This is a genomic window from Citrobacter sp. FDAARGOS_156 (assembly GCF_001559235.2).
GTDB classification, from domain to species: domain Bacteria; phylum Pseudomonadota; class Gammaproteobacteria; order Enterobacterales; family Enterobacteriaceae; genus Citrobacter; species Citrobacter youngae.
This window is the reverse complement of record NZ_CP014030.2, coordinates 3,264,451-3,280,063: the sequence shown is the minus strand read 5'-3', so window position 1 is coordinate 3,280,063 and position 15,613 is coordinate 3,264,451. Positions and strand designations below refer to the sequence as shown.

At 51.8% G+C, this 15,613-nt stretch carries 13 protein-coding genes; 7 read left to right on the top strand and 6 right to left on the bottom strand.

Annotation, left to right across the window (positions count from 1 at the left end):
* Positions 1-248 precede the first annotated feature (248 nt).
* The 3 genes from AL515_RS16160 to AL515_RS16150 form a co-directional block, all read right to left on the bottom strand.
* Complete coding sequence (locus tag AL515_RS16160) at positions 249-962, bottom strand: phosphatase PAP2 family protein (RefSeq protein WP_048211144.1); 714 nt, start codon at positions 960-962, stop codon at positions 249-251.
* A gap of 34 nt (positions 963-996) precedes the next feature.
* The gene (locus AL515_RS16155) at positions 997-1,983 is read right to left on the bottom strand and encodes a CobW family GTP-binding protein (RefSeq protein WP_048211145.1); all 987 of its coding nucleotides are present in this window, start codon (positions 1,981-1,983) and stop codon (positions 997-999) included.
* 119 nt (positions 1,984-2,102) lie between these two features.
* Entirely contained in the window at positions 2,103-3,569 is a 1,467-nt protein-coding gene (locus AL515_RS16150) for a mannitol dehydrogenase family protein (protein WP_061068177.1), read from the bottom strand.
* Between the two features lie 202 nt (positions 3,570-3,771).
* Here AL515_RS16150 and uxuA point away from each other — a divergent pair, with 202 nt between their 5' ends.
* Entirely contained in the window at positions 3,772-4,962 is a 1,191-nt protein-coding gene (gene uxuA, locus AL515_RS16145) for a mannonate dehydratase (RefSeq protein WP_048211147.1), read from the top strand.
* Between the two features lie 70 nt (positions 4,963-5,032).
* Here the strand turns inward: uxuA and pdxR are convergent, their stop codons facing one another.
* Entirely contained in the window at positions 5,033-6,514 is a 1,482-nt protein-coding gene (pdxR, locus tag AL515_RS16140; RefSeq protein ID WP_061068176.1) for a MocR-like pyridoxine biosynthesis transcription factor PdxR, read from the bottom strand.
* A gap of 167 nt (positions 6,515-6,681) precedes the next feature.
* Here pdxR and torC point away from each other — a divergent pair, with 167 nt between their 5' ends.
* Genes torC through torD form a run of 3 tightly spaced genes read left to right on the top strand, consistent with a single transcriptional unit; the run spans position 6,682 to position 10,945 of the window.
* On the top strand, positions 6,682-7,812 hold the full coding sequence (gene torC / locus AL515_RS16135) for a pentaheme c-type cytochrome TorC (RefSeq protein ID WP_061068175.1): 1,131 nt from the start codon (positions 6,682-6,684) through the stop codon (positions 7,810-7,812).
* A 12-nt stretch (positions 7,813-7,824) separates the two neighbouring features.
* Positions 7,825-10,323 (top strand): trimethylamine-N-oxide reductase TorA, encoded by a 2,499-nt coding sequence (gene torA, locus AL515_RS16130; RefSeq protein WP_061068174.1) that lies wholly within the window; start codon positions 7,825-7,827, stop codon positions 10,321-10,323.
* Complete coding sequence (torD, locus tag AL515_RS16125; protein ID WP_061068173.1) at positions 10,313-10,945, top strand: molecular chaperone TorD; 633 nt, start codon at positions 10,313-10,315, stop codon at positions 10,943-10,945. Before torA ends, torD begins: the two co-directional genes overlap by 11 nt.
* Positions 10,946-11,000: 55 nt before the next feature.
* Here the strand turns inward: torD and yeiP are convergent, their stop codons facing one another.
* Positions 11,001-11,573: an elongation factor P-like protein YeiP gene (gene yeiP / locus AL515_RS16120; RefSeq protein ID WP_005129255.1), complete on the bottom strand. Its 573-nt coding sequence runs from the start codon at positions 11,571-11,573 to the stop codon at positions 11,001-11,003.
* 157 nt (positions 11,574-11,730) lie between these two features.
* On the opposite strand from yeiP, the gene AL515_RS16115 reads away from it, so the two are divergent.
* On the top strand, positions 11,731-11,985 hold the full coding sequence (locus AL515_RS16115; RefSeq protein WP_040230605.1) for a YkgJ family cysteine cluster protein: 255 nt from the start codon (positions 11,731-11,733) through the stop codon (positions 11,983-11,985).
* Here the strand turns inward: AL515_RS16115 and setB are convergent.
* Positions 11,982-13,163 carry a sugar efflux transporter SetB gene (gene setB, locus AL515_RS16110; RefSeq protein ID WP_061068172.1) on the bottom strand — a complete coding sequence of 394 codons (1,182 nt, stop codon included), beginning with the start codon at positions 13,161-13,163 and terminating at the stop codon, positions 11,982-11,984. The genes AL515_RS16115 and setB overlap by 4 nt on opposite strands.
* Positions 13,164-13,531: 368 nt before the next feature.
* Here setB and fruB point away from each other — a divergent pair, with 368 nt between their 5' ends.
* Together fruB and fruK are read left to right on the top strand one after the other, a co-directional pair.
* Positions 13,532-14,662, top strand: coding sequence for a fused PTS fructose transporter subunit IIA/HPr protein (fruB, locus tag AL515_RS16105; protein WP_061068171.1), 1,131 nt, complete (start codon positions 13,532-13,534; stop codon positions 14,660-14,662).
* Positions 14,662-15,600: a 1-phosphofructokinase gene (fruK, locus tag AL515_RS16100; protein WP_003027446.1), complete on the top strand. Its 939-nt coding sequence runs from the start codon at positions 14,662-14,664 to the stop codon at positions 15,598-15,600. Before fruB ends, fruK begins: the two co-directional genes overlap by 1 nt.
* Positions 15,601-15,613 lie beyond the last annotated feature (13 nt).

Below are 15,613 nucleotides of genomic sequence, written 5' to 3'. Positions count from 1 at the left end.
ACGAGTCTGAGGTTACCCGATCGCTCCGGTCATTGCGAGTGATTTTATGTGATTTCTTATAAGAAAAAGTGATACAGAAAGTGAATAGACTGCATTGGCTAAATTAAGAACAAATAGAGTGAAAAACACGCAATTCATTCATTTTAAACAGGAATAATATGACAGGAGAATGACAGTCAGAAGGATAATTTCCTGGCAGATATCATCAGGAAATCAGAAGCATTCCTGATGATGTTAATTACTTTGCGTTATTTGTTTAAAAATTGTTTGTTTTTGCCGGGAAGATAATGAATAAACAGCGTAACCAGACGGTCGCTTAATGGCGTCATTAACCACCAGGGCAAGCCAATCAATACGACGGTCATAGAACCTACCACGATATCTGTAAGCCAATGTGCGCCGATCATTACGCGTGGAAAGGCAAAAACCACAGTGATAATAAGGCCGATTATTCCTGCGACTTTTCCGAAATAACGTAGCATAAATGCGGAAAAAATAAGCAGCATCATACCGTGATCGCCAGGAAAACTGTCTCTGGACGCATCTTTTGTTGAAATATGCAGCAGCTCGCTGACGCGATTAATATTATCGAACGTGAGGGTGGGGCTGGCGCGCTTAACCGGAATAAGCGCCTGGCCCAGTTGGTTTAATATCACCGCTGTTAGCAGCATCACCAACCCAATTGCCACAATACGACGACGACCTTCCTGCGTTTCTTTTAACCAAAAACTCAGCATTAATGTGCCCATCGCCAATAATGAGCAGCCGTCAAATGCCCGGTTATTGGTGACCGCGACAATCCACAGGAAGAGCGGGCTCTCAACCAGCTTATGATTGAAGAAGTGGAAGATGCCCGAATCGAGAGAAAACCAGAGCCCATGCCCATGTGGAAGGTACCAGGACAAAAACAGCGCCAGACCAGCAATATTAAGCAGGAGTATTAGTGGGTATCGGGTTTTCATCGTCGTTTACCATTGCCATAAAACGGAGGCAACCTTACGCGCCAGCGTCTAAACGAAGCCTCAACAATGCACTCTGTAATGCATTCCAGTCGGTCTCGGTATCGGAGATGAGTTCAATGCGGCTATCTGGAGGGGCGACGTTTTGGGTCTCAATATGCCAGTCCTCACCCTGACGATTGATACGCACCAGCCCCTCTTTAATACGCATCACTCCCTTCACGCGGCCGACAGGGGCGAGACGTGACCATTCCAGCAGGCCGATGGTATCGAACACCGTGTCAGCGTCAAAAATCCAGCCGCAGGCCTGATGCCCCTGACCGCTGTTCAGACTGCGGCGCCAGCGTTGCTGGGCAGGCAGGCTTAGTGCTGCCAGCCCTTTTTTATCAGCATGCTGGTGAGTATGTGCCGCACTGGAGGGAAGTTCTGTCAGATTCAGTCGGGGCAAATCCAGTAATTGTCCGTCGATCTGTCCATGATCGGCATAAACTAACTGGCGGTTACCGCCGTAGTGCTGCCACCAGGTTTGCAGAGCAGTTTCGCTTTCTGTCGTGGCACGATCGGATTTATTGGCAACGATGATATCGGCAGAGGCCAACTGATCGCGGAAATTCTCATTCGCGACGCTTTTTTCATCCAGCAACAGGCGCGGATCAAGGATACAGAGAGTTGCGCGCAAGTCGATCCACGGTTCGTAAACCGGCGCGGTGAGTAAATCCAGAATCTGTTTGGGATGCCCGAGGCCGGTGGGCTCAATCAGCAGCCGATCCGGTTTTCCCTGACGTAACAGCGTATTGAGGCCAACCTGCATGGGCAAACCATTAACGCAGCACATACAGCCACCGGGGATCTCTTTGAGCATTGCGCCGCTGTCGGCGAGCAGTGCGCCGTCGATACCCACTTCGCCAAACTCATTGACCAAAACGGCCCACTTCTCTGCGGGATCTTTGTTGGCCAATAGATGAAGAATAGATGTGGTTTTGCCACTGCCGAGAAAACCCGTGATGAGATTGGTTTTAGTCACGCTTACTCCAGATTCATAAATTACCGTAATGGCTTTTAACAATCCTGGCGAAAAACGGGGGAAAAGAGAAGCGCAGAGAGGACGAAGACGAACTTCGTCCTGTTTAATGGCAGAAATCGTTAACTTTTTAACGTCTCGATGACCGCCTGATGTGCACCGTATTGGGCGATACGTTGCCAGGCTCGTTCCACGGTATCGATGAATTGTGGGTTCTGCGCGAGGTCAGTGGCAAAGATTTCGTGCAGTGAAAGCAACGCGCTGACGCGTTCTGATTCCGTACTCTGTTCGACGATAGTGCGGATTTTGTCACTCATCGGGTCACGAATATCGATAATTTCACCTGAATCATCAATCCCGCTTACGTAGCGCATCCAGCCCGCAATGCCGAGTGCCAGCAGCGGCCACTCGCTTTGACGTGCTAAATGAACGCGGATCCCGTCCAGCATACGTTGCGGTAATTTTTGGCTGCCATCCATCGCGATTTGCCAGGTTTTATGTTTCAGCGCCGGATTGGCAAAGCGTTCCAGCAGGCTGTCGGCATACTGGTCCAAATCTACATCGGTAATTTGCAGCGTGGGTGCCTGTTCGCTGAGCATCAGCCGGTAAGCGGCTTCACGAAATGCGCTGTCCTGCATACAGTCGCTGATATGCTGGAATCCCGCCAGATAGCCGAGATAAGCGAGAAACGAATGACTGCCGTTCAGCATCCGCAGTTTCATTTGTTCCCACGGCAAGACGTTTTCGACCATCTGGACACCTGCCGTTTCCCATTGCGGACGGCCGCTGACAAAATGGTCTTCAATAACCCACTGAATAAACGGCTCGCAGCTGATTGCGCAAGGGTCTGCCACGCCTAATTCGCGGGCGATTTCATCCAGTGATTCTTCCGTCGCTGCCGGGACAATCCGGTCTACCATGGTTCCCGGGAAACTGACGTGCTCCCGAATCCAGTTAGCCAGTTCAGGTGAGCGTTTCTCCGCCATTCCCAGTACAGCGTTTTTTACCACATGACCGTTGTCCGGGATGTTATCGCAGGAGAGGACGGTAAACGGTTGCAGCCCACGTTGACGTCGGCGGTGCAGTGCTTCAACAATAATTCCGGGCGCGGAGTGCGGTTCAGCCGGTGTCTGCAGATCGTGAATAATACGCGGGTTAGCGATATCGAGTGACCCCGTGGCAGGATCAATACAGTAGCCTTTTTCCGTAATGGTTAACGACACAATAGCGACCTGAGGCTCGCAAAATTTTTCGATAATAGCCGCCAGTGAATCCAGCTTTGCATTCAGGCACTCGTTGACGGCCCCGACGATAATCGGCTGGTTGCCGGCCGCACCTTTTTCCAGCACGGTAAATAAATGATCCTGCTCGCGTAGCTGGCTCATCAGCCGGTCGCCGCTGAACAGGCTGATCTCACAAATCCCCCAGTCTCCACCCTGCGCATTCAGCACCTGGTCGGTCAATAACGCCTGATGGGCGCGATGAAATGCACCGAAACCAAAATGTACGATCCGCGTTTTTAGCTGTTGGCGATCGTACTGAGGCATCACGACATTTTCCGCAAGAGACGCTGAGGCAATAGTCTTCATTAAATACACCTGATTAACCATTAATTAACAATGGCAGTATAAAGTTATATGACAACAAATTGAATTGGTGTGCCTAATTTATCCGGGTAATGTGAGCTGGATCAATCAATGATGGGCGGTGTGTTGATCGTATACCGGATGCCTGTATGGTAGTCGTCATAAAAGTCGTTTAATTTGGTATAACAACTTGTGAGGTGAAGTAATGGAACAAACCTGGCGTTGGTACGGACCAAACGATCCAGTATCGCTTGACGATGTGCGTCAGGCTGGCGCAACGGGTGTTGTGACCGCCTTGCACCACATTCCCAACGGTGAAGTGTGGCCCGTAGAAGAAATTCAAAAGCGCCAGGCTACCCTGGCCGAAAAAGGGCTGACCTGGTCGGTGGTGGAAAGTATCCCTGTTCACGAAGATATCAAAACGCGTTCAGGTCAATATCAAACGTGGATTGCCAACTATCAGCAAAGTATTCGTAACCTGGCGACCTGCGGCATCGATACCGTGTGCTACAACTTCATGCCGATCCTGGACTGGACGCGTACTGACCTTGAATATCAGCTACCGGACGGGTCCAAAGCGCTGCGTTTTGACCAGATTGCCTTTGCGGCTTTCGAGCTGCACATTCTGCAACGCCCGGGAGCTGAAGCGGATTATACCGACGAAGAACAACGCCAGGCGCTGGATTACTTCAATGCCATGAGCGATGCAGAAATTGAAAAGCTGACCCGCAACATTATTGCTGGCCTGCCTGGTGCCGAAGAAGGTTATACGCTGGATCAATTCCGCGCGCGCCTGGCGGAATATGATGGGATCAGCAAAGATGATTTGCGCAATAACATGGCTGTCTTCCTGCGGGCGATTGTGCCTGTTGCTGAGGAAGTTGGTGTACGTCTGGCAGTGCATCCTGACGATCCGCCAAGGCCAATCCTCGGTCTGCCACGTATCGTGTCGACCATTGAAGATATGCAATGGCTGAAAGAAACGGTAGACAGTATCAATAACGGTTTCACCATGTGTACCGGTTCGTACGGCGTGCGCGCCGATAACGATCTGGTAAAAATGATCGAAACCTTTGGCGATCGTATTCACTTCACACACTTGCGTTCAACCTGCCGTGAAGAAAACCCGAAAACCTTCCACGAAGGCGCACACTTGCAGGGCGATGTGGATATGGTATCGGTGGTGGCAGCTATTTTGAGCGAAGAGCAACGCCGTAAGAAAGCGGGTGATTTGCGTCCGATCCCAATGCGCCCGGATCATGGGCATCAGATGCTTGACGATCTGCATAAGAAAACGAATCCGGGCTATTCCGCGATTGGTCGCCTGAAAGGACTGGCAGAAGTTCGCGGCGTGGAGCTGGCGCTGAAAAAAACGCAGTTCCGCGATCTGCTGTAATTCGCCCAACACCAGGCGATAAATTGCCGGATGGCGCTTGTCCCGCCCCCGGCAATACTCAGGTGCGTTGTTATTGCTGTAATAACGCACACCTCTCTTGCTCCAGTACGTTTAATACCTTTCTGAGGTGCGGCACCTGCAGTCCGCCAAAACCAAAGAACATCACAGCATCGGAATTTTTTTGCCGCCACGCTGTTTCTGAGCCGTTTTCAATTTCCTGTAATGTATCAAAGCGCACCCCTGCCTGCAGGCAGCGCTGGCGTAGTTTTGCGATGACGTCAGGCGACCAGTCAATGCGTAATGAGAGATGTAACCCTGCCGTGGCACCATCGATCTTTCCTTCAGGGAACAGGGCTGATAAGCCATCACGCAGTAATGCGAGGCGTGCTGCATAGTTGCAGGCTAGCTTACCGAGATGGGTATAAAACACCTGGTTTTGCATTAACTCGGCTAAAAACTGCTGCAATAACCACTGGCTACCATTGTTGTTCAGCGCTTTCATATTTTGAACGGCGGGCAGCAGCTCATCGGGGCAAACGAGGTAACCGAGACGTGCCCCTGGTCCCAGCGTTTTTGAGAAGGTCCCCATGTAGATAACCCGGTTGTGGTAATCCATGGCTTTCAGTGCCGGAAGGGGATTCTCGCCATACGTAAATACGGCATCGTAATCGTCTTCAATAATCCAGGCGCCCACTCGCTGTGCCCACGTGAGTAATGACTTACGTCGTTCAAGTGACAGAACACTGCCCATTGGATACTGATGAGCAGGTGTCACATAACAAAGCTGGGTTTCAACCTCGGGTAAATTATCGGTGCACAGCCCGTGATTATCCACGGCAATAGACGTAATATCGGCACCATAATAATTAAACAGATGCCATGCGCCAGAATAACAAGGTGATTCGGCGACCACGTGACACTTTTTATTCTGGCTTAGTGCATGATGAATAATGAATATTTGACTGAGCAGTGACAACCCTTCCTGAATTCCATCAGTAATGATGATGTTTTGTGCACTGGTATTAATACCACGGGATAAATTAAGGTATCTGACAATTTGCTCACGCAATGAAAATAATCCATTTGGTGAATGATATCGAGTCAGTAGCTGCTCTTTAAGTACGCTGGGGGCATTATTCCATTTACGCCAGCTTGACCAGGGAAACGCATTGGGGTCAGGGACGCCCATCCGGCAATAGCACTCACGTCCCATTTCAGCGTAAACATCGGTAGAAACACCGGCAGGCTTAGGCTTTATCGGTGGTGAGCCTTCCGCAGATGGCACGTGTGTTGGGGGACTACGCATAGGTGCCGTAAATGTGACTTCATAGCCGATACCCTGCCTGCTCTTAATAAAACCGGCCGCCATCAGTTTTTCATACGCCATCACCACCGTGATTTTGGCCACGTTTAGCGTCTGTGCCTGTTCGCGGATAGAGGGCAGTTTATCCCCACAAAGCAAATCGCCTTGCTGAATTGCCTGAAAGTAGAATTGAAAGATCTGTAATTGTAGCGGGGTGCGACTTTCCCTATTGAGAAACAGTGCCAGCATGAGGAAATTCCTTGTTTAAACAATAGCGGCATATTACACGTTTCAGAATATTGCTATTTTGACACGCCTCATAGAGTTAAGGCTGTTCCTATAATCTGAAATCGCTGTCTCTATTTTTGCTTTTTAATATCCCTTAGCGTGACGCTATTAAAAAAATGGAGGCAGGTATGTCGTGGATAAAAAAGAACGCGCTTTGGTGTGCGTTAGGTGGCGCTGTCGTAATGGCCATTGTTATTTGGGGAACATGGCAAGGAGTCCATTACACCAGCACTACGGAGTTTTGTTTATCGTGCCACTCGATGCGCACACCTGGAGAGGAGTATAAAACCAGCGTGCATTTTCGTAATGCCTCTGGCGTGCGAGCGGAGTGTAAGGATTGCCACATTCCCCCGGGAGTCGTCCCGACGTTGATGCGTAAAACCGAAGCCCTAAACGATATCTATCACACCTTTATCTCACCCTCTATCGATACCCCGGAAAAATTCAATGCTAAACGGGCTGAGCTCGCCCAGCGAGAGTGGGCGCGGATGAGCGCCAACAACTCGGCAGCCTGTAAATCGTGTCACAGCTATGAAGCAATGGATCATGGAAAACAATCCGCCAATGCCGCGGCGCAGATGACGGCGGCAGCGGCGAAGGACAGCAACTGCATTGATTGCCACAAAGGGATCGCGCACCACAAACCGGACATGAGCAGTGGTTTTCGCGATCGCTACAAGCAGCTACAACAGCAGGGAGAAAAACTGTCAACTGCGATGACACTGTTTTCGTTAAGCGAAAAAACACTGACAGCCACGGCAGGGGCACCAGCAGGGAAAGCGCTGTTATTTCCGGCGACCCAGGTCAAGGTGCTGCAAAAAGAGGGAAGCAACGTCCAGTTGGAAGTGACGGGCTGGCGTGAAAGCAAAGGGCGTGGGCGGGTGATCACCCAGTATATGGGTAAACGCGTATTCTCCGCGGTTCTGGATGCTTCACTGATGGAAAACGTGAAAGTCCTGCAAACCCAGACTGACCCAGGTTCGCATCAGGAATGGCAGCAGGTGAGCGTGACCGCATGGACCTCCGCGCAGGGACTCATCGATAGCATTACTCCGGTATGGGAGTACTCAGATCAGATGCTGCAATCGACGTGTAGCGCCTGTCACAGCACGCCGCCGGCTACCCGATACACCGCCAATGGCTGGATTGCCGGACTGAAAGCGATGTCGACGTATTATCGACTCAATCCGGTGGAAGAACGTACGTTGTTGAAATACCTCCAGACACACGCCAGCGATGTGTCTGAACCCAACAAATAATAAGGATAAGATATGGATATTCATGACTTTAATCCGTCCCGCCGTCGTTTTCTGACCGGAATGCTGGCGGTTGGCGCAGCCAGTGCGCTGGCGCCTAATCCGCTGATATCAAAAGTATGGGCGGCGGGGGAAAACCCCGAACAATGGATCCAGTCCGGCTCACATTATGGTGCTTTTGAAGCCAAAGTGGTTAACGGCGAGTGGACGGAAACGCGTCCGTTCAAACATGACAAACACCCGTGCGATATGCTCAATGCGGTACGTGAAATCGTCTACAACCCTTCACGGGTTCGCTATCCGATGGTTCGACTGGACTGGTTACGCAAGCGTGAGAAGTCGGATCGTAGCCAGCGGGGAGATAATCGTTTTGTGCGGGTTAGCTGGGATCAGGCGCTGGACCTGTTTTATGAAGAGCTTGAGCGGGTGCAAAAAACCTACGGTTCATCCGGCGTCTTTACCGGGCTGGCAGATTGGCAAATGGTGGGCAAATACCACAAGGCTGGCGGTGCAATGGACAGAGGGCTCGGCCTGCATGGTAGCTATGTGACGACCGTAGGCGACTATTCAGCGGCTGCAGCCCAGGTGATTTTGCCGCATGTTATTGGTTCGCTTGAAGTCTATGAACAGCAAACCTCGCTGCCGCTGGTTATCGAGAACAGTAATACCATCGTACTGTGGGGCTGTGATCCCATTAAGAACTTGCAGATTGAATTTTTGGTTCCCGATCACGATGCGTTTGGCTACTGGCAGCAGATCAAAGAGGCCGTCGCCCAGGGCAAAATGCGCGTCATCAGCGTTGATCCGGTGCGCAGCAAATCGCAAAATTTTCTGGGGTGTGAACAGCTGGCGTTACGACCACAGACCGATGTTGCGTTACTGCTGGCGCTCGCACATACCCTGTATGAAGAAAAACTGTTCGACACGGCATTCATTAACGACTACACCGTCGGCTTCGAGCAGTTTTTACCCTACCTGATGGGAGAAACAGACAAACAACCGAAAAGCGCCGAGTGGGCTGCTGAAATCTGTGGGCTGACGGCGGATCAGATCCGTGACTTTGCCCGGCTGCTGGTGAAAGGTCGGACGCAGTTTATGGGCGGCTGGTGCGTACAGCGTATGCACCACGGCGAACAGTATCCCTGGATGCTGGTGGTGCTGGCCAGTATGGTTGGTCAAATTGGCTTACCGGGCGGCGGTGTGGGGTTCGGCTGGCACTACAACGGCGGAGGGACGGTGACGTCAGCCGGGCCGGTACTTTCTGGTCTGGGGAGCATTAACAATCCGCCAGAGGCGAAGTATAAACCAGATTTTCGCGGCGTATCCGAGCATATTCCTACCTCACGTATTGTTGATTGCCTGCTGGAGCCGGGCAAAAAGATTGCGTTTAACGGTGAGACGTTAATCTACCCTGACATCAAAATGGCGATCTTCAGCGCGGCTAACCCGTTCCACGCCCAGCAGGATCGCAACCGGATGATCGAGGCGTGGAAGAAACTGGAGACCGTGGTGGTGTTAGATCACCAATGGACCGCATCCTGTCGTTTTGCCGATATCGTCCTGCCTGTTACCACACGCTTTGAACGTAACGATATTGAGCAGTTTGGCACCCATTCGAATAAGGGACTGATGGCGCTGCATCAGGTCGTCAAACCGCAATATGAAGCGCGGCATGATTTCGACGTGTTTGCCGGACTCTGTAAACGTTTTGACAAGGAGTCGGTATACCGGGAAAACCGCGATGAAATGCAGTGGGTACAAGCGCTCTATGACGAAGGGGTCAAAATGGGGGCCTCGCTCGGTGTTATGTTGCCAGACTTTGACACGTTCTGGAAAGGTGAAGGGTATGTTGAATATCCCGCGGGACAACCGTGGGTGCGTCATGGCGAATTTCGCGATCAGCCCGATCTTAATCCCCTGGGCACACCATCCGGTCTGATTGAAATTTACAGCAAAACGATTGCCGGTTTTCAGTATGACGATTGCCCTGGGCATCCGGTGTGGATGGAGCCGTTTGAACGTAGCCATCAGGGTAGGAAAGATAAATATCCACTGCACCTGCAATCCTGTCACCCGGATAAACGCCTGCACTCCCAGTTGTGCTCAAGTGATGCGTTTCGCAGCACGTATGCGGTAGCGGGAAGAGAACCGCTTTACATCAGCGAGCAAGATGCTGCCGCGCGGGGGTTAAAAGCCGGGGATATTGCGCGGGTCTTTAACGCGCGCGGTCAGGTGCTGGCGGGGGTGGTGATTAGCCCTGATTTTACCCCTGGCGTGATCCGCATTCATGAAGGGGCATGGTATTCCCCACAGGAAGGTGGGAAAGCCGGGACGCTATGTACCTATGGCGATCCTAATGTCCTGAGCGCGGATATTGGTACGTCTCAACTGGCGCAAGGGCCTTCAGCGCATACCGTGCTGGTGGATGTCGAGCGCTATCAGCAACATGTTCCACCGGTCACGGGATTTGGTGGGCCGGAGATAGTGAAAGAGGAGGGGGACAATGCAGCATAGCCTTATTTTCCAGCAACGTGCCGCGGTCTATCAGTGGTTTTCACAATTGCTGTTTCGTGAGCTGGACCAGAAACAACTCGCTCGTCTTGAAAGCGAGGATACCCGACAGTGGCTTGCGTCGCTGGCGGGTATCCCTGGGCTTTCGCTGGATGTCAAAAAACTGGAGCGTAGCCTGACGCAGGCTCTGCGTCGTGAAAGCCGACAACTGGAGCTGGCCGCAGATTTTGCAACGTTATTTCTGCTGGCACCGCCTGGCGGTGTTTCCCCGTATGCGGGACATTATCCGCACACAACGGCGGGCGAAGAACGTCGACAAATGAATGTACTGTTGGTTGAACACGGGCTGGCTGCGCAGGAAAATGAGCCCTCCGATCATATCGCTATACAGCTGGCTTTGATGGCGAGGATGGCAGCCAAAGAGGAAACGCTATCTGCACAATATTACTTTTTACATCATCATATTATGTGTTGGGCACCCTTGTTTCGTGATAGCTGCCTGCAGCGTGATGAGAAGGGATTTTATGCGCGGGCGGTTAGCGTCATTGTGGGTTTTATACGGGAAGATGAGCAGTATCTGGAATCATTGTTGATGGATGATTTTTACCTCAGCAGTCAGCGCTGAAAATGACAAAGGGACAGCCTGCGCTGTCCCTTATACGTCAATGTGCGGCAGAAAATTAGTCTGCACGGCCCATATAGCGGCGTTCTTCGATATGAATACGGATTTTCTCACCCGCACTCAGATACTCAGGAACCTGGATCACCAGACCGGTGCTCAGGGTTGCTGGCTTGTTACGCGCACTCGCTGAAGCACCTTTAATACCCGGTGAGGTTTCAACGATTTCCAGGTCTACGGTCTGTGGCAGTTCAAGCGCCAGCAGTTGGCCGTCCCAGGTCAGTACCTGCATGTCTGGCATTCCGCCTTCCGGGATGAACAGCAGCTCTTCTTCAATCTGGTCTTTGGTGAAGGTATACGGGGTATAGTCTTCTTTATCCATAAAGACATATTCGTTGCCATCAACGTAGGAGAAATCAACCCCGCGGCGGCTTAGGGTGACGGTATCCACGATATCGTCACCTTTGAAGCGCTCTTCAACTTTCAGACCGGTACGGACATCAGAAAAACGCATTTTGTACAGCGTAGCTGCACCACGTGCGGACGGTGATTGAATATCGATATCTTTTACAATCAGCAGCTTGCCGTTGTAGTTCAGTACCATACCTTTTTTAATTTCGTTCGCTCTTGGCATCGAAAAAATCCTGTAGTGAGGAGTGTCTAAAATATCGCGTAAAACTACTCGCGCCGGGGCATTCAGGCAAGCGGAATTCATGCTTTTGCTGGTGCCAAAAAGGTGGTACTGTGCGCTTCCCGCACAATCCGATGGTTTACGATAAAGAGAGTACTGTATGGAATGCCGTCCGGATTGTGGTGCATGCTGCACCGCGCCTTCAATCTCCAGTCCCATCCCTGGCATGCCTGATGGCAAACCTGCTAATACGCCATGCGTTCAGCTGGATGAATCCCTGCGCTGTAAAATTTTTGCGTCTCCGTTGCGACCAAAAGTGTGCGGCGGTTTACAGCCCAGTGCGGAAATGTGCGGACAGACGACGCACCAGGCCATGATTTATCTCATCGAGCTTGAAGCGCTGACCGCGCCTTAAACGTCCTTGATGCGCGCCAGGCACACAACCGTCGCGACGATCATCACCAGCGCAAACCAGAACACCGCGTGATAGTTCCAGATTTCAGCGGCAATCCCCGCCAGTGAGCCGGCAATAATCCAGCCGACGCGGATGGTATTGGTGTACAACGTTGTGGCTGATCCCGCCTGCCCCGGCATTAAATCCTGAAAATAGAGCATGCCAATCCCGCCGAGGATGCCGATGTAAATCGCGTTCAGCAACTGTAAGCCGAGCAAAACAATCGGTGAATGTGCCAACAGCATGCCTGCATAAAAAAAGAACCCGGCGATGACGGCGATTCTCATCAACAGACGTTTGCCCAGACGTTTCGCAAAATATCCCGCAATCAGCATGGTTGGGATTTCCAGTCCTGCGGCGGTGCCCATCATGATACCGGCGAGTTTTTCAGGCAGATGCAGTTCGTTGATGATAAACAGCGGCATATTAATGATATAGAGGCTGTTGGTGCCCCACATTAATGTGCAGATAGCAAAAAGCAGCAGCGTGTCGCGTCGATTGCGGCGCGGGGCCTCAACTGCGCCTGTTGCGAGCGGGACGTTTTTACTCATCGAGGGTAAAAATAACCAGACCATTACGCCGCAGACAACAAACGCCACCGCCGCGCTGAGATACATCACCGTAAAGCTGAACCCCATGGCCAGCGCGTAGGCCAATGGTGGGCCGATCACCCAGGCCAGTGAAACCTGGGCACGTAAAATCGAGCTGAACATGACGGCTTCCCGGCCTGTGCGATCGGCGTGTTCACGAGCAAGCGCAAACATTTGCGGGTTGGCAGTCGATCCAAAGCTGCTGAGGAATACCCCGATAAACAGCAGAATAAAATAGTTACGGTTCCAGGCAAACAACACGCAGGCCAGCATACCCAGCACACAGCAAAAAACGATCAGGTTTTTACGATCGCCTTTTTTGTCAGAGCGTCCGGCCAGAAACTGGCTTACCAAAATGCCGATGACGGCGCTACCGGTAAAAAAGAAACCCACCATTCCCGGACGTGCATGGACCTCATCGGTCAGAAAAAGGCTGAGCGTGGGCGTCTGTAATGCCCCGGCGATGCCCGTGAGAAAAGCGACAAGCAGGAACGCCGAAGACGTTAAATCAAACGCCTTGGGTGTGGCGGCTACGGGGGTGTTATGCATGTTTAGCTATCAGTGGAGTGAAGAGAGGCGGAGTTTACGCTGCTCGCCAGAAAATAAACAGGGCACTAAATCAAAATCGGTATGGAAAATCAAAATGTCATTTCAGTCTGAGAAGGCCACATGCTGACGATGCTGAAGTTGAGTAGCTGAACACATTTTTGCGTCAGCTTGTTTCAAAGAAACGCCGAGAAAATGTGCGGTACATCTAAATTCAGCAAGTTAATTGTTAACTTTACTTGCGTGCTGAAGCAGAAAGATCCAGACTCATTGAAACGTTTCAGCGTCATCTTACCTTAACTGATGGAGTCGGGTGACGCCTTTTTTCTCATGTTAGCTGAATCGTTTCAATTCAGCAGGAGAGGAGAATCATGTTCCAGTTATCTGTTCAGGATATTCACCCGGGCGAACAGGCCGGGAACAAAGAAGAGGCTATTCGCCAGGTTGCCGCAGCCCTTGTGCAAGCGGGCAACGTTGCGGACGGCTATGTCAATGGCATGCTGGCGCGCGAACAACAAACATCGACGTTTCTCGGCAATGGTATTGCCATTCCTCACGGTACGACAGACACACGCGATCAGGTGCTGAAAACCGGGGTGCAGGTGTTTCAGTTTCCGCAGGGTGTGACGTGGGGCGAAGGTCAGATTGCGTATGTGGCTATCGGCATTGCGGCCAGCTCAGATGAGCACCTTGGGTTGTTGCGTCAGCTGACTCATGTATTGAGTGATGACTCGGTTGCGGAACAGCTGAAATCAGCCACCACGGCAGAAGAATTACGCGCATTGCTGATGGGCGAAAAGCAGAGCGAGCAACTGAAGCTTGATAACGAAACGCTGTCGTTGGACGTCGTCGCCAATTCGCTGGTGACGCTGCAGGCGCTGAACGCCGCGCGTCTGAAAGAAGCCGGTGCAGTAGATGCCACCTTTGTGGCCAGAGCGATTAACGAGCAACCAATGAATCTTGGTCAGGGCATCTGGCTGAATGACTGTGCTGAAGGCAATGTGCGCAGCGCCGTCGCGGTCAGTCGTGCGGCAACCGCATTTGAGGTGCAGGGCGAAGCCGCTGCGCTGCTGGTGACTGTCGCGATGAATGATGACCAGCCCGTTGCGGTGTTGAAGCGTCTGGGCGATCTGTTGCTGAGCAATAAAGCTGACCGTTTGCTGAAGGCGGATGCTGCAACGGTGTTAGCGATGCTGACCAGCGATGATGCATTAACTGATGATGTACTGAGTGCCGAGTTTGTAGTGCGTAATGAGCATGGTTTACACGCCCGCCCGGGCACCATGCTGGTGAATACGATTAAACAATTTAATAGTGAAATAACCGTGACAAATCTTGATGGAACCGGAAAACCGGCAAATGGACGCAGTTTGATGAAAGTTGTGGCATTGGGCGTGAAAAAAGGACACCACCTGCGCTTCACCGCACAGGGTGAAGATGCTGAACAGGCGCTAAAAGCCATTGGCGATGCCATCGCGGCAGGCCTTGGGGAGGGCGCATAATGAGCAGACGTGTTGCAACTATCACCCTGAACCCGGCTTACGATCTGGTCGGTTTTTGCCCGGAAATTGAACGCGGTGAAGTCAATCTGGTGAAAACGACCGGTCTGCATGCGGCGGGAAAAGGGATTAACGTCGCAAAAGTACTTAAGGACCTGGGGATTGACGTGACGGTCGGCGGCTTTCTGGGTAAGGACAACCAGGATGGTTTTCAGCAATTGTTCAGTGAACTGGGCATCGCTAACCGTTTTCAGGTGGTGCAGGGGCGTACCCGAATTAACGTCAAGCTGACTGAAAAAGATGGTGAAGTTTCTGACTTCAATTTTTCCGGCTTTGAAGTCACACCGGCTGACTGGGAACGCTTTGTGAATGACTCACTAAGCTGGCTGGGGCAATTCGATATGGTGTGCGTCAGCGGCAGCTTGCCGACCGGCGTGAGCCCTGAAGCATTCACTGACTGGATGACGCGCCTGCGCAGCCAGTGTCCATGCATTATCTTTGATAGTAGTCGTGAAGCGCTGGTCGCTGGCCTGAAGGCAGCTCCGTGGCTGGTTAAACCTAACCGTCGTGAGCTGGAAATCTGGGCTGGCCGTAAGCTGCCAGAAATGAAAGATGTTATCGATGCGGCACATGCTTTGCGTGAGCAAGGCATTGCGCACGTGGTGATTTCACTCGGTGCGGAAGGCGCGTTGTGGGTCAACGCTTCGGGTGAATGGATTGCTAAGCCACCGTCAGTTGAGGTGGTCAGCACTGTAGGTGCGGGTGATTCGATGGTTGGCGGTCTGATTTATGGCTTGCTGATGCGTGAATCCAGCGAACATACCCTGCGTCTGGCGACGGCAGTTGCCGCCCTGGCGGTAAGCCAAAGTAATGTGGGTATTACCGATCGTCCTCAGTTGGCCGCAATGATGGCGCGTGTCGACTTAAAACCGTTTAACTGACAGCAGGAGAGGC